Genomic DNA, 12,643 nt, shown 5'->3' on the forward strand with positions numbered 1-12,643 from the left:
GCTCAGCCCACCCGCACCCCGAAGTGCTCCGCGAACAGCGGCAGCAGCAGGCTGAGCTGCAGCTCGGAGAGGGTGGCGCCGCGGAGGCCGTCCAGCCCGGTGAGCACGTGCAGCTCGGCGCCGCGCAGATCGAGGTGCTCGATCCGGGCCCGGGAGAGATCGAGGGAGCGGACGTCGCAGTCGACCAGGCGCAGCCGCGTGCCGGTCGCACCCGCCAGGTCGAGCTCGTCGATCGTGCAGCGCTCGAGCAGCACGTCGCGCACCGCGGCTCCGCGGAGGTTCAGGTAGCCGAGCTTGCAGTCGGCCACGCGCACCTGCTCCCAGGTGCTCTCGTAGAGCTCGGCCGAGCCCAGCCGCGAGGCGAGCAGCTCGACGGATCGGAGCCGGCTCCGCGGCGCCGAGAGCCCGGGGACGTCCAGCCGCTCGAGCCGCGACTCCGCGATCGACGCGGCCCGCAGCTGGGCGCCGTCCAGGACCACTCCCTCCAGCGCGCACTCGCTGAAGGAGGCCGCGGTGAGATCGGCGCCGGTGAGGTCGGTGCCGGCGAAGCGCAGCCCTTCGGCGTGCTCCCGGGCGCCCGTGTCCCCGGCGTACCCCTCGGCGAGGCCGTCGAGGAGGAGGGGGTCGAGCCGGGGAGGAGCGGTCGCGTCGCGCACGCGGCGAGCCTAGTGCTGGCACCATGGCGGCATGCCCCGCCTGCTCGCCGTGTGCCGCGTCGCCCGCATCCTGCCCGACTCCGGCACGGTCGGCGTGACCGCGATCGACAAGCGGCCGGTCGAGGGTCCCGTCGGAGTGCGCGACCTGGGCCTCTACGGCGACGTGCAGGCCGATCGCGCGCACCACGGCGGCCTCGACAAGGCGCTCTACGCCTACTCCGACGAGGACGCGGTCTGGTGGGCGGAGCGCCTGGGGCGGCCGGTGGCCGCGGGGATGTTCGGCGAGAACCTGCGGATCGCGGGCCTCGACGTGAGCGGAGCCGTGATCGGCGAGCGCTGGCGGATCGGCGAGGCGGTCGAGGTCGAGGTGACGATGCCGCGGACGCCGTGCGCGACGTTCCAACGGGCCCTCGGAGAGCCGCAGTGGGTGAAGCGCTTCGCCGACGAGGGGCGCACCGGCGCGTACCTGCGGGTGCTGCACCGCGGATCGGTGGAGGCGGGCGACGCCGTCGAGGTCCTGAGCCGGCCCGGGCACGGCGTCCCGGTCGACCGCTGGTACCGCGAGCACAGCCCGGCGGACGCGCAGGCGCTCCTCGAAGCGGAGGAGGCGGGCGCGCTCCGGCCGGCTCCGGCGCTGCGGGCGTCGATCGAGCGGGCGCTCGCCTGACCCGGTCTACTCCCCGCGCGCCTCGCGCTTGAGGCGGCGCTTGACCGCTCGCTCCGTGAGCACCGTCAGGTAGTCCTGCACGGGCCGGTCCTGCAGGTCCGCGAGCTCCTCGCGCACGAGCGGCGCGACCTGCTCCTCGGAGTGGTCGGGGAACTTCTTGCGCACGTTCGCGGTCACGTCGCGCACCACCTGGTCGAGATCGAAGTCGGTCGTCATGCGGAGATCCTGGCCCCTCCAGGTGAACAGGAGGGGCACGGAGCCCACGGCCCCGCGCCCCTCCTCCGTGCCGATGGTCAGCTCGCGGCGACGGCGATCTCGTTCGGCGTGACGTCGAGCTCGCCCGTGGCGACGACCTCTCCCGTGGTGAGGTCGACGGCGTGGATGCTGTCGGCGGCCGGGTCGGTCACGTAGGCGATGTCCCCGGCGACCGTGATCGCGGGGTGCGGATCCTGCCACTCGACCGGGCTCTCCCAGGCGTCGACGACGGGGTAGGAGGCGGTCAGCTCGCCGGTCTGGGGGTCGAGGACGTGGATCGCGCCGTCCGAGGCGATCATGTACGCCAGGTCGTCGGGGCCGCGGGCGACGCCGCGGAAGGTGTACTCGACGCCCTCGGGCAGGTCGACGACGTCGAGGGTCTTCGCCTCGGTGTCGATCAGCGCCACGCGGTGCAGGAGGTAGCCCTCGGCGTCGCGGTCGTCCTTGTAATCGCCGACGATGATCGGGCTGGTCTCGCTGACCCAGGCGTTGCCCATGCGGCCGTACGGCTGGTCCGGCGCCTCGAGCTTCGTGATCTCGCCGCCGTCGTAGACCAGGGCGCCGTTCTCGCAGCCGAAGACGACGACCTCGTTCTCGGCCGTGCCCTCTCCGTGGACTCCGGGGCACTGGTCGTTCGTGGCCGTCACGGCGCCGGAGGCGTCGCGCACCTCGATGCCGTTGCGCCCGTCGGCATCACCGACCGTGGTGAGGAAGGTGCCGTCCTCGAGGACGATCGAGACGCCGTGGTGCGCCTCGACTCCCGGGATGGTCTCGGTCTCGGGCATCCCGTCCGAGGACGCCAGGTCGGCGGTCTCGAGGACGGTCGTGTCGCTCGTGCCGTCGGCGTAGAGGACGGTCTTCCCGGCGTGCCGGACGACGTGGCCCGGGGTGTCCGCGGGGAAGACGATGTCCGTCAGCTCCGGCTCGCCGCCGGTGCCGGCGGCGGTGTCGAGGAGCTGGAACCCCTCGCTCATGGTGACCATGACGTGGCGGTCGTCGCCGGCGGGGTTGAGGCGGGTGAACTCCTCGGAGTCCAGGTCCGCGACGGTCTCGAGGGTCTCGCCGTCGAGGACGAGGATGCCGCCCTCGTAGGCGACGGCGACGCGGGCGCCGGCGGCCGCCGCGGCCTCGATGGCCGGTGCGGTGGACGCGGAGGACTCGGCGGCCGGGGTCGAGCTCGACGAGCAGGCCGCGAGGACCGTGATCGAGCAGGCGGCGATCAGGCCGAGGCCCGCCCGCCGGACGTGGGGATTCTGCATGGGTGCTTCTTCTTCCTGGTGGTGGATCGGAGGGCTCACGGGGAGAGCCCGGTGGCGATGCGCTGCGTGTTGACGCGCATCATGGCGAGGTAGTCGGGAGCGCCGCCCTCGGGCCCCGTCAGGGACTCCGTGAACAGCTCGACCACCTCCACGCGGATGTCGGCCTCGCTCGCGAGCGCCTGGACCAGGCGGTCGGGAGACGAGGACTCCGCGAAGATCGTGGGGACGCCGGTCTGCTCGACCGCGTCGACGAGATCGGCGAGGTCGGAGGCGGACGGCGCCGCGAGGGTCGTGCCTCCCGGGATGACGGCGCCGACGACGTCGAAGTCGAAGCGGTCGGCGAGGTACCCGAAGACGTGGTGGTTGGTGACGAGGGCGCGGCGCTCGGCGGGGATCGCGGCGAACGCCGCGGCCATCTCGGAGTCGAGCCGCTCGAGCTCGGCGCGGTAGCCGGCCGTCCGGTCCCGGACGGCGGCCGGATCGACGCCGTCGAGCGCGGCGAGCACGGGCCCGAGGGAGTCGACGACGTCGATCATCCGGCCGGGGTCCGTCCAGAAGTGCGAGTCCGGGCTCCCCTCCGCGTCGCCCTCGCTGTAGTCGAGGACGTCGACGGCGTCGCCGGCGACGAACGCGGGGACGTCCTCACCGGAGGCCTCGTCGAGGTGCTGCTGCAGGCCCTCCTCGAGTCCGAGCCCGTTCGAGACGACGAGGTCGGCGGAGCGCAGGCGCGCCGCTTCCTGCGCCGAGATCTCGAACGAGTGCGGGTCGGCGTCGGGCTTCATCAGCGTGACGACCTGCGCCTCGTCGCCGACGAGCTCGCCCACGACGTCGCCGAGGATGTTGGTGGAGACGATGACGAGGGGCCTCTCGTCCTCCTCCGCGGACGTGCAGCCCGACAGGAGCAGGACCGCCGCGGCGGACGCGACGGCCCAGCGGCGCCTCATCGGCCCGTCTCCGCCGTGAAGGCCGGCTCGGTGGCGGTCTCGAAGGTGCGGGCGAGGCGCGCGCCGTCCGCGTAGTCGATCTCGTGCAGCTTCCGCTCGGCGGGCGCGCTGAGGTAGGCCCGCTGCTGGTCGGCGATCAGGACGGGCCGCGAGCCGTCCGCGGTCGTGTCCGCGACGAGTGGCGCGGTCTCGGCGAGGACCGCACCGTCGGAGCCGTCGAGCACCAGCACGCGGCCGTCGGCGGCGAGGGCGAGGACGGTCTCGTCCGCGTCGTCCACCGCGGTGACCTGCGCCAGCGGGGCGGGAGAGGGGAGGAGGCTCCAGGAGCGCTCCCGGGTGTCGAGGAGCCAGATGCCCGCGTCCCCGGCGAGGCCGGCGACCGTGGGGCGGCCCTCGCGGTTGTCGAAGGAGGCGGCGGGTGGCGCGGTGGTGCCGGCGGGGTAGGGGATCCGCTCGACGATGAGCTCCTCGTCCTCGATCGACGCCAGGAGTGCGCCGTCGGAGCAGCCGATGACGGCGCCGACGCGGGTGGTGATCGTCCCGGCGGGGTCGGGGCAGGCCTCGCGGAGGCCCGTCGGCTCGCCGTCCGAGTCGTAGCCGGCGACGGCCGCTCCGGATCCGGACCCCTCGGTCACCAGTGCGGACGAGCCGACGGGCACGACCATCCCGGGTCCGGGCTCGACGTCCTTCCGGAACCGCTCGACGATCGCCCCCTTCGACAGCGCCTCGGTGTCGAGGAGGACCGCCTCGCCGGAGTCGGGGAAGAAGAGTCCGGTTCCGCCGGTGGTCGAGAGGTTCGTCGTGGCGACGACGGCCGTCCCGGACCCCTCGACCGTGCCGATCAGGCGGGGGTCCGCGCGGTAGTAGTGGAAGTGGTCGACGTGGTCCCAGGTCCACACGCCGCTGTCGACGATCTCGACGCCCGCATCGGTCTGGGCGAAGAGGTAGCGGCCGTCGGTCGTCATCGCGCTCGGTGCGCCGATGGTGCCGAGGCCGGTGACCGTCTCGTCGAGGAGGTCGAGGTGCGACACGGCGCCCGACGGGTCGATCGACGTCAGCCCCAGGCGCGGCTCGGCGAGCTCGGCGGCGTTCGCGACGGCGCCGTGGCCGGAGCCCGTGTCGTCCGCGGCCGGCGCGGAGGCATCGGTCGAGCAGGCGGCCAGGCCCAGCGCGAGAGCGCCCAGGAGGACGGTGGAAGCGGTGGTTCGGGAGTGCACGGAGTCCTTTCGAGGGTGAGCGGGGGAGGAGCGGTGCCGGCAGGGCCTCATGCGGCGACCGGCTGAGGGCCCGACCGGGACGCGAGGGCCGACGCGGCCGAGCGGACCGCCCAGGACACCGCGGCGACCGCGATGGCCGTGCCGGCGACCGAGGCGCCCGCGGCCGTGGCCGCGTGCCAGGAGACGAGCAGGCCGACGAGCACGGAGGCCGCGCCGAGGATCGACGCGAGCAGCATCCGGGTCGGGATGCGCGTGGTCCAGTGACCGGCGGCCACCGCGGGAGCCAGCAGGAGCCCGACGACGAGGAGCGAGCCGACCGCCTGGTAGGAGGCGACGACGGCGAGGGTCACCAGGCCGACCAGCGCGGCCTGAGCCGAGCGCGGACCGAGGCCGAGCACCGCGGCGATGCGCGGATCCAGCGCCAGGGCGACGAGCGGGCGGTGGAAGGCCGCTGCGACGAGGAGGCCGACTCCGGCGGCGGCGGCGAGCAGCCCGATGTCGACGGGGGTGATCGCGAGGATGTCGCCGAAGAGGATCGAGGTCGCGTCCGTGGCGAAGCTGCCCGAGTGCGAGATCACGATGACCCCCAGCGCCAGCATGGCGACGAAGAGCAGGCCGATGCTGGTGTCGTAGGACAGTCGTCCGCGCCGCTGCAGGGCCGCGATGCCGAGGCTCATCAGCACCGCGCTGGCTGCGCCGCCCACGAGGACGGGCGCGCCGAGCACCGTCGCGAGGGCGACGCCGGGGAGCATCCCGTGGGCGAGCGCCTCGCCGAGGAAGGCCATCCCGCGGAGGACCACCCAGGTGCCGACGACGCCGCAGAGGACCGCGACGAGGACGCCGCCGAGGAGGGCGCGCTGGAGGAAGTCGAGAGCGAACGGCTCGAGGATTCCGGCGAGGAGGCTGGGCATGGTGCCCGACCGTACACGATAATGAGAACAGTTATCACTCCTGTACGCTCGTCGGGATGGACGTCTCACCCCTGCCCGAGCCCCCGGCCCGCCTCCGAGGCGCTCACGTCGACTTCGGCTCCCGCCGCGCTCTCGCGGGGGTCGATCTCGACGTCGCCGCGCGCTCGCTGACCGTGATCGCCGGGCCGAACGGCGCCGGCAAGTCGACGCTTCTGGAGGTGATCGCGGGAGTGCGTCCACTGACGTCCGGCACGCGGGACGTCACCGGAGCGATCGCCTTCGTGCCGCAGCGGGCGTCGATCCCGGACCGCCTCCCGGTGACGGTGCGCGACGTGGTCGCCGTGGGCACCTGGGGTCGGCTCGGCCGCCTCCGCCGCAGCGACGCGCGCGCGGCGGACGCGATCGCCACCGCGCTCGAGCGGATGGAGATCGCCGCGCTCGCCCGGGAGCCCTTCGCGGTGCTCTCCGGCGGTCAGCGGCAGCGGGCGCTCCTCGCCCAGGGGCTCGCCCGCGGGGCCGGCCTGCTGCTCCTGGACGAGCCCACCACCGGTCTCGATTCAGCGAGTGCGGAGCGGATCCGGTCGGTCCTGCGCGCGGAGGCGGACCGCGGCGCGACCGTGGTCTGCGTCTCGCACGACCCCGCCGTGCTGGCCGACGCGGACCGCGTCGTCGGACTCGTCGACGGGGCCCTCGCTCCAGCGGACCGATCCGTCACCCGCGGCCCGTGAGGCGAGGGCGCACGGGCCGTCCGTGACGGATCGCACCCGAGCGACGGCCCACGGGCTGGGAGGATGGGGGGATGACCTCGACGCTGCTCGACCGGATGCCGACGCCCGACGCGGACGGGCGCGTCGACGACGACGCGGTCTACCTGGCCTTCACCGAGTGGGCGGAGTCGCGCGGCCTCCCGCTCTACCCGGCGCAGGACGAGTCCATGCTCGAGATCGCCTCCGGCTCCAACCTGATCCTCTCGACGCCCACCGGCACCGGGAAGTCGCTCGTCGCGATCGGCGCGCACGCCGCGGCGCTCGCCTCCGGACGCCGCAGCTTCTACACGGCGCCGATCAAGGCGCTCGTCTCCGAGAAGTTCTTCGCGCTGGTCGACGTCTTCGGCGCCTCCAACGTCGGGATGGTCACCGGCGACTCCTCGGTGAACGCCGACGCGCCGATCATCTGCTGCACGGCCGAGATCCTCGCGAACCTCGCGCTCCGGCACGGCGAGGACACCCCGGTCGACCAGGTCGTGATGGACGAGTTCCACTTCTACGCGGACCCGGCGCGCGGCTGGGCGTGGCAGGTGCCGCTGCTCACCCTCCCGCACGTTCAGTTCGTGCTGATGTCGGCCACCCTCGGCGACGTGACGGCGCTCGCCGCCGACCTCAGCCGCCGTACGGGCCGGGAGACCGCCCGGGTCACCGGCGTGGAGCGCCCGGTGCCGCTGCACTACTTCTACGAGATCGCGCCGATCCACGACTCCATCGAGGAGCTGCTCTCGACGAACCAGTCGCCGGTCTACGTCGTGCACTTCTCGCAGGCGGCCGCTCTCGAGCGTGCGCAGGCGCTCACCAGCGCGAACATCGCCACCCGCGAGCACCGCGACCGCATCGCCGAGGTGATCGGCGGCTTCCGCTTCACCACCGCGTTCGGCAAGACCCTCTCCCGGCTGCTCCGGCTGGGGATCGGCGTGCACCACGCGGGCATGCTGCCGAAGTACCGCCGCCTGGTCGAGCAGCTCGCCCAGCAGGGCATGCTGCGCGTGATCTGCGGCACGGACACCCTCGGCGTCGGCATCAACGTCCCGATCCGCACCGTGCTGCTCACCGCGCTGACCAAGTACGACGGCACCCGGACCCGCCAGCTCTCGGCCCGCGAGTTCCACCAGATCGCCGGCCGCGCCGGTCGCGCGGGGTACGACACCGCCGGGACCGTGGTCGTGCAGGCCCCCGAGCACGAGTCCGAGAACCGGAAGGCTCTCGACAAGATGGGCGACGACCCGAAGAAGCGGAGGAAGTGGGTCGCCAAGCGCGCGCCGCAGGGCTTCGTCAGCTGGGGCGAGCCGAGCTTCCGCAAGCTCGTCGACGCCGAGCCCGAGACGCTGACCTCGCACATGACGATCACGTCGGCGATGCTGCTGAACGTGATCGCCCGCGGCGGCGACGCCTACGCGAACGTGCACGCCCTGATCTTCGACAACCACGAGCCGTGGAAGCGGCAGCTGCAGCTCGCCCGCCGGGCGCTCGGCATCTACCGGACGCTGCGGGAGGCGGGCGTGGTCGAGCAGAGCGTCGGCGCCGACGGCGTGACCCGCATCCGCCTGACCGTCGACCTGCAGCCGAACTTCGCGCTCAACCAGCCGCTCTCGCCGTTCGCGCTGGCCGTGTTCGACGTTCTCGACCCGGAGTCGCCGAGCTTCGCGCTCGACGTGATCTCGGTGCTCGAGGCGACCCTCGACGACCCGCGCCCGATCCTGGGGGCCCAGCAGTTCCAGGCCCGCGGCGAGGCCGTCGCGGCGATGAAGGCCGACGGGATCGAGTACGAGGAGCGGATGGAGCTGCTCGAGTCCGTCACGCACCCCAAGCCGCTCGAGGAGCTCCTCGAGGCGACCTTCGAGACCTACACCACGGCGCAGCCGTGGGTGAAGGACTTCGAGCTCTCGCCGAAGTCGGTCGTGCGCGACATGTACGAGCGGGCGATGTCCTTCGGCGAGTACACCGCCTTCTACAAGCTCTCCCGCTCGGAGGGACTGGTGCTGCGCTACCTGTCCGACGCGTTCCGCGCGGCCCGGCAGACCATCCCCGACGAGCTGAAGAACGAGGAGCTGCACGACCTGATCGAGTGGCTGGGCGAGCTCGTGCGCCAGGTCGACTCCTCGCTGGTCGACGAGTGGGAGGAGCTGGTCAACCCGGCGCTCCACGCGGCGGACCAGGCGATCGTGCCGCCCGCTCCGCGCCGCCTCACCGCGAACCACCGCGCCTTCCGCGTGCTGGTGCGCAACGAGATGTTCCGCCGGGTGACCCTCGCCGCCCTCGACGACCACGAGGCGCTCGGCGAGCTCGACGCCGCCGCCGGCTTCGACGCCGACGCGTGGGGCGCCGCGCTGGACGACTACTACGACGAGCACGACAGCATCGGCATCGGGCCCGACGCCCGGGGGCCGAAGATGCTGCTCGTCACGGAGGAGCCGACGCAGTGGCTCGTGCGGCAGATCCTCGACGATCCGGCCGGCGACCACGACTGGGGGATCTCGGCGACCGTCGACCTCGCCGAGTCGGACGAGCAGGGTGCGGCCGTCGTCCGCGTCACCTCGGTCGGCCGCCTGGACTGATCAGCGGCCGCGCTTCTCCCGGCGCTGCATCTCGGCGGCGATGTCCGCCTCGGTGATCTCCTTGCGGGCGGGACCCCAGATCGACGCGGCCTGGCCGACGACGCCGATCCCGATCCCGATCATCGGCCAGATCGGCCAGAAGTAGCCGTCGGCCCCTGTGCCGACCCAGACGGCGGTCGTGATCGCCGAGACGCTCGCCCATCCGCCGACCGATCCCAGGAAGTCGCGGCGCCGCTTGACCTCGCGCACGGCGAGCGCGCGCTCGGCGTCCTCGACGCGGGCGGTCTCCACCTCCTCGCCGGAGGCGGCCGCCGGGACGACCTCCGCGGACCGGTCTCGCCGGGCGGACGGATCCGGAGTTCCCCACTCGTTCGTCATGCGGCCAGCCTACGCACGGGCCGTCGGCAGCGGTACGCGGGCTTCAGGCGGCGGTACGCGGGCTCAGGGGGCGGCCGCCTGCTCCGGCTGGCAGTGCGGGCACCACCAGGTGCGGCGCTGCTCGGGGTCGTCGCGGACGAGCACCGTCGTGCCGCAGCGCAGGCACGGGCGTCCGGCGCGCCCCGCGACCCAGTGCCGCTCGCCGCGGCGGGTGTCACCGGTGGTGGTCTGGAACATCCCCGGGATCGTGACGGAGGCGCGGAGGCCTCTCGCCGCGGTCGCCACGAGGGCGCGGACGTCGAGGGAGCCGATCGGCCGCCAGGGCCAGACCCCGCGGAGGAAGCAGACCTCGTTGGCCCAGAGGTTGCCGAGACCCGCGAGGCAGCGCTGGTCGAGGAGTGCGGCGACGACGGGCCGGTCCGGGAGGCGGGAGAGGCGCCGGACGGCCTCGTCGGCGTCCCAGTCCGCGCGGAGCGGGTCGGGCCCGAGGTGCCCGACGGCGCGCGGCTCGTCGCGGGTGGCGAGGAGCTCGACGACCGGGAGGTCGATGCCCCACACGGTCGAGTCGTCGTCGAGGCGGAGGCGGACACGGACGTCCTTCTGCACCGAGCGGGGGACCGTTCGGCCTGGATCGGTCACGGTCCAGGAGCCCTGCATCCGCAGGTGGGTGTGCAGGGTCGTTCCGCCGGAGAAGCGGGTGAGGAGGTGCTTGCCGTGGGTGTCGTGCTCGAGGATCCTCAGCCCGGCGAGGGAGTCGCCGGCCGCGTCCCCGGAGCGCAGCTCGCCCTCGAGGACGGTGCGGCCGTCCGCCGCCCGCCTGAGGCGGGCGGCGAGACGGTGCACACTGTCTCCCTCGGGCATTCCCGAACTCTAGGAGCCGGAGCTCGTCGAGGTCAGGGGTCGCGCGGGATCAGGCGCCGCGGTACGCCTGCTTGTAGACGCGCTCGGTGCCGTCGGGCGCGGTGACCTCGATGGTCGCCGTGCCGGCCTTGATGGGCTTGAAGACGGTCACGGTCTTGACCGTGAACGACTGGCCGGGCTTGACCGTCTTCTTCGTCTTGCTGCCGTACGCCGTCGTGATCTCGATCGAGACCGTCTCGTCGCCGTTGTTCACCGCCGACACCGTCAGCGTCCGCACGACGGCGAGGCGCTTGGTGGAGGCGGTGGTCGCGACGTCGATGACCGTGACGGGCTCGGGCTCCGGGTCCGTCCGGGTCTCGGGCAGGTCGAGGCCGACGACGACCGGGTCGTGGTCGCTGGAGCGGTACGCCGAGGTGTCGTAGAAGATCGTCGCGTTGTAGTCGTAGCGGCTGTACTCCAGTGCCACGGACTCGCCGCTGTTGATGTTCCAGGTGTCGACCCCGGTGACCGTCCTGTCGGCCGCGGGCGAGGCGAAGACGTGGTCCAGCGAGCCGACCGCGCCGTCGAACGAGTACGAGTACTTGCCGTCCTTCGCACCCTGGTCGATGTAGCCGGCGTCGGTGATCACCTTCACCGGGTCCTCCTTCGAGTAGGCGTTGAAGTCGCCCAGCAGGTAGACGAGCTCGGTGGCCTTCTCGGTGCGGAGGCGGTCGGCGAAGGCGACGAGGGCGGTCGCCTGCTTCACGCGCGAGGCGTTCGAGGCGCCCTGGCCGTCGCCCTGGTCGGCGTCGGCGCCGGATCCGGAGCCCTTCGACTTGAAGTGGTTCACGATCGCGACGAACTCGCTGGCGCTGTCGCCGAGGAGGCGGAACTCCTGGGCGAGGGGCTTGCGGGCGTTCGAGAAGTTCACCGTGTCGTTGAGCACGACGGACTCGCCGACCGGCTCGATGACGGCCTTCTTGTAGATGAAGGCGGTGCGGATGACGTCCTCGTCCGCGAGCGCGGGGAGCGCTGCGGGGGAGGGGACGTAGGCCCAGACCTCGGAGCCGGCCGCCGTGTTCAGCGCGGCGGTCAGGGTGGCGAGGGCCTCGTCGCGCGGCTTGCCGAACTTGGCCGAGTTCTCGATCTCCTCGAGCGAGACGACGCCCGCGCCGAGGGTGTTGATCGCGGTCACGATCTTGTCCTGCTGGCGCTCGAGGTCATCGGCGTTCGCCGCTCCGCGGGCGTCGCAGCCGCTGTTGACCGTGACGGGGTCGCCGTCGCGGTCGGTGTAGAAGGTGCAGCCGGTGATCGAGTCGCCGGTGGTGGAGAAGTAGTTGAGCACGTTGAAGGACGCGATCGAGAGGTCGCCGCCGACGGCCTCGGGCTTCGCGGTCCGGGTGTTCGCGAAGGTCGCGGGCTGCACGTCGCCGGCGTTCTCGACGGTCAGCTGCGTGGTGGGCTGGAAGGCCCAGCCGCCGTTGCGGTAGTCGAGGACGACGGGGCGGGTGAAGGTCGCCGGAGCACCCACGCGGATCGGCGCGGTGGTGGTGAGGTAGGGCAGCGGGATCGCCTTGTTCGCGGCGGCGCCGAGGAAGTTGATCGAGGCGCCGTCGTCGAGGGTGATCGCGCGGGCGGCGTTGTCGGCGACGACGGCCGCGAGCTCCGGCGAGCCGGGGCGGGCGACCTCGGTCGGCGTGAGCAGCGGGGACGTGCCGGCGGCGAGGCCGACCGAGCCGAAGCTGTTCAGGTCGAAGGTGTCGGTGACCGTGTAGGCGCCCTGCGGAGCGATCAGCATGCTCTCGAGCACCTCGCGCTCGGCGGCGGTGCGGGGGAGCGCGACAGCGGCCGGGACCGGCGCTGCGGCGGCGTCGTCGAGCTTCACGACGGTCGCGGCCGAGGTCGGGGTGAGCTCGGTCAGGCCGTTGTACTCGCTCACCTCGCCGGTGATGCGCAGGTGGTCGCCGATCGCGACCGACCCGACGGAGGCGGAGGAGAAGACGAAGACGGCGTCGGAGGCCGTGCGCGAGCTCTCGCCGCCGGTGCCGGGGGTCTGGATGACGTAGCCGTTGTAGCCGCCGGACGGGTAGCGCGCGGTGACGACGCCGGAGGTGGTGACGGTGCTGCCGACGAGCGGCGACGCGTCGCCGCTCGTCGGCAGCACCGTCACCACCTCCGGCGTCGTCACCGC

Annotated in this window: 12 protein-coding genes; 3 read left to right on the forward strand and 9 right to left on the reverse strand. The window is 73.0% G+C overall.

The genetic code is table 11. From position 1 onward, the window contains the following. Window positions 1-2: 2 nt before the first annotated feature. Window positions 3-656 carry a pentapeptide repeat-containing protein gene (locus tag C5C71_RS10935; RefSeq protein WP_104237705.1) on the reverse strand — a complete coding sequence of 218 codons (654 nt, stop codon included), beginning with the start codon at window positions 654-656 and terminating at the stop codon, window positions 3-5. 31 nt (window positions 657-687) lie between these two features. On the opposite strand from C5C71_RS10935, the gene C5C71_RS10940 reads away from it, so the two are divergent. Continuing rightward, window positions 688-1,323, forward strand: coding sequence for an MOSC domain-containing protein (locus tag C5C71_RS10940; protein ID WP_104337681.1), 636 nt, complete (start codon window positions 688-690; stop codon window positions 1,321-1,323). 6 nt (window positions 1,324-1,329) lie between these two features. Here C5C71_RS10940 and C5C71_RS10945 read toward each other — a convergent pair whose 3' ends face one another. From C5C71_RS10945 to aztB, 5 genes are all read right to left on the reverse strand, one after another. After that, window positions 1,330-1,539 (reverse strand): three-helix bundle dimerization domain-containing protein, encoded by a 210-nt coding sequence (locus tag C5C71_RS10945; protein ID WP_104262881.1) that lies wholly within the window; start codon window positions 1,537-1,539, stop codon window positions 1,330-1,332. A gap of 77 nt (window positions 1,540-1,616) precedes the next feature. Next, complete coding sequence (gene aztD, locus C5C71_RS10950) at window positions 1,617-2,837, reverse strand: zinc metallochaperone AztD (RefSeq protein WP_104337682.1); 1,221 nt, start codon at window positions 2,835-2,837, stop codon at window positions 1,617-1,619. Window positions 2,838-2,872: 35 nt separating this feature from the next. After that, entirely contained in the window at window positions 2,873-3,781 is a 909-nt protein-coding gene (aztC, locus tag C5C71_RS10955) for a zinc ABC transporter substrate-binding protein AztC (RefSeq protein ID WP_104267523.1), read from the reverse strand. After that, window positions 3,778-4,998, reverse strand: coding sequence for an ABC transporter (locus tag C5C71_RS10960; protein WP_104250618.1), 1,221 nt, complete (start codon window positions 4,996-4,998; stop codon window positions 3,778-3,780). Before C5C71_RS10960 ends, aztC begins: the two co-directional genes overlap by 4 nt. A gap of 47 nt (window positions 4,999-5,045) precedes the next feature. Beyond that, the gene (aztB, locus tag C5C71_RS10965; RefSeq protein ID WP_104283876.1) at window positions 5,046-5,909 is read right to left on the reverse strand and encodes a zinc ABC transporter permease AztB; all 864 of its coding nucleotides are present in this window, start codon (window positions 5,907-5,909) and stop codon (window positions 5,046-5,048) included. A 56-nt stretch (window positions 5,910-5,965) separates the two neighbouring features. On the opposite strand from aztB, the gene aztA reads away from it, so the two are divergent. Together aztA and C5C71_RS10975 are read left to right on the forward strand one after the other, a co-directional pair. Next, window positions 5,966-6,637, forward strand: a complete 672-nt coding sequence (aztA, locus tag C5C71_RS10970) for a zinc ABC transporter ATP-binding protein AztA (protein ID WP_104288199.1) — start codon at window positions 5,966-5,968, stop codon at window positions 6,635-6,637. Between the two features lie 71 nt (window positions 6,638-6,708). After that, the gene (locus C5C71_RS10975) at window positions 6,709-9,234 is read left to right on the forward strand and encodes an RNA helicase (RefSeq protein ID WP_104337683.1); all 2,526 of its coding nucleotides are present in this window, start codon (window positions 6,709-6,711) and stop codon (window positions 9,232-9,234) included. On the opposite strand, the gene C5C71_RS10980 is transcribed toward C5C71_RS10975, so the two are convergent. The 3 genes from C5C71_RS10980 to C5C71_RS10990 all read right to left on the reverse strand — a co-directional run bounded on the left by C5C71_RS10980 (window position 9,235) and on the right by C5C71_RS10990 (window position 12,640). After that, window positions 9,235-9,612 carry a 2TM domain-containing protein gene (locus tag C5C71_RS10980; protein WP_104222259.1) on the reverse strand — a complete coding sequence of 126 codons (378 nt, stop codon included), beginning with the start codon at window positions 9,610-9,612 and terminating at the stop codon, window positions 9,235-9,237. It lies immediately after the preceding gene. Window positions 9,613-9,675: 63 nt separating this feature from the next. Then, a complete protein-coding gene (locus tag C5C71_RS10985) occupies window positions 9,676-10,473 on the reverse strand; it encodes a DNA-formamidopyrimidine glycosylase family protein (RefSeq protein WP_104337684.1) in 798 nt (265 codons plus the stop codon). Between the two features lie 49 nt (window positions 10,474-10,522). Continuing rightward, a complete protein-coding gene (locus C5C71_RS10990; RefSeq protein ID WP_104337685.1) occupies window positions 10,523-12,640 on the reverse strand; it encodes an ExeM/NucH family extracellular endonuclease in 2,118 nt (705 codons plus the stop codon). Window positions 12,641-12,643: the final 3 nt, after the last annotated feature.

Origin of the sequence: Rathayibacter sp. AY1C1 (genome assembly GCF_002932105.1) — a bacterium.
Classification (GTDB): domain Bacteria; phylum Actinomycetota; class Actinomycetes; order Actinomycetales; family Microbacteriaceae; genus Rathayibacter.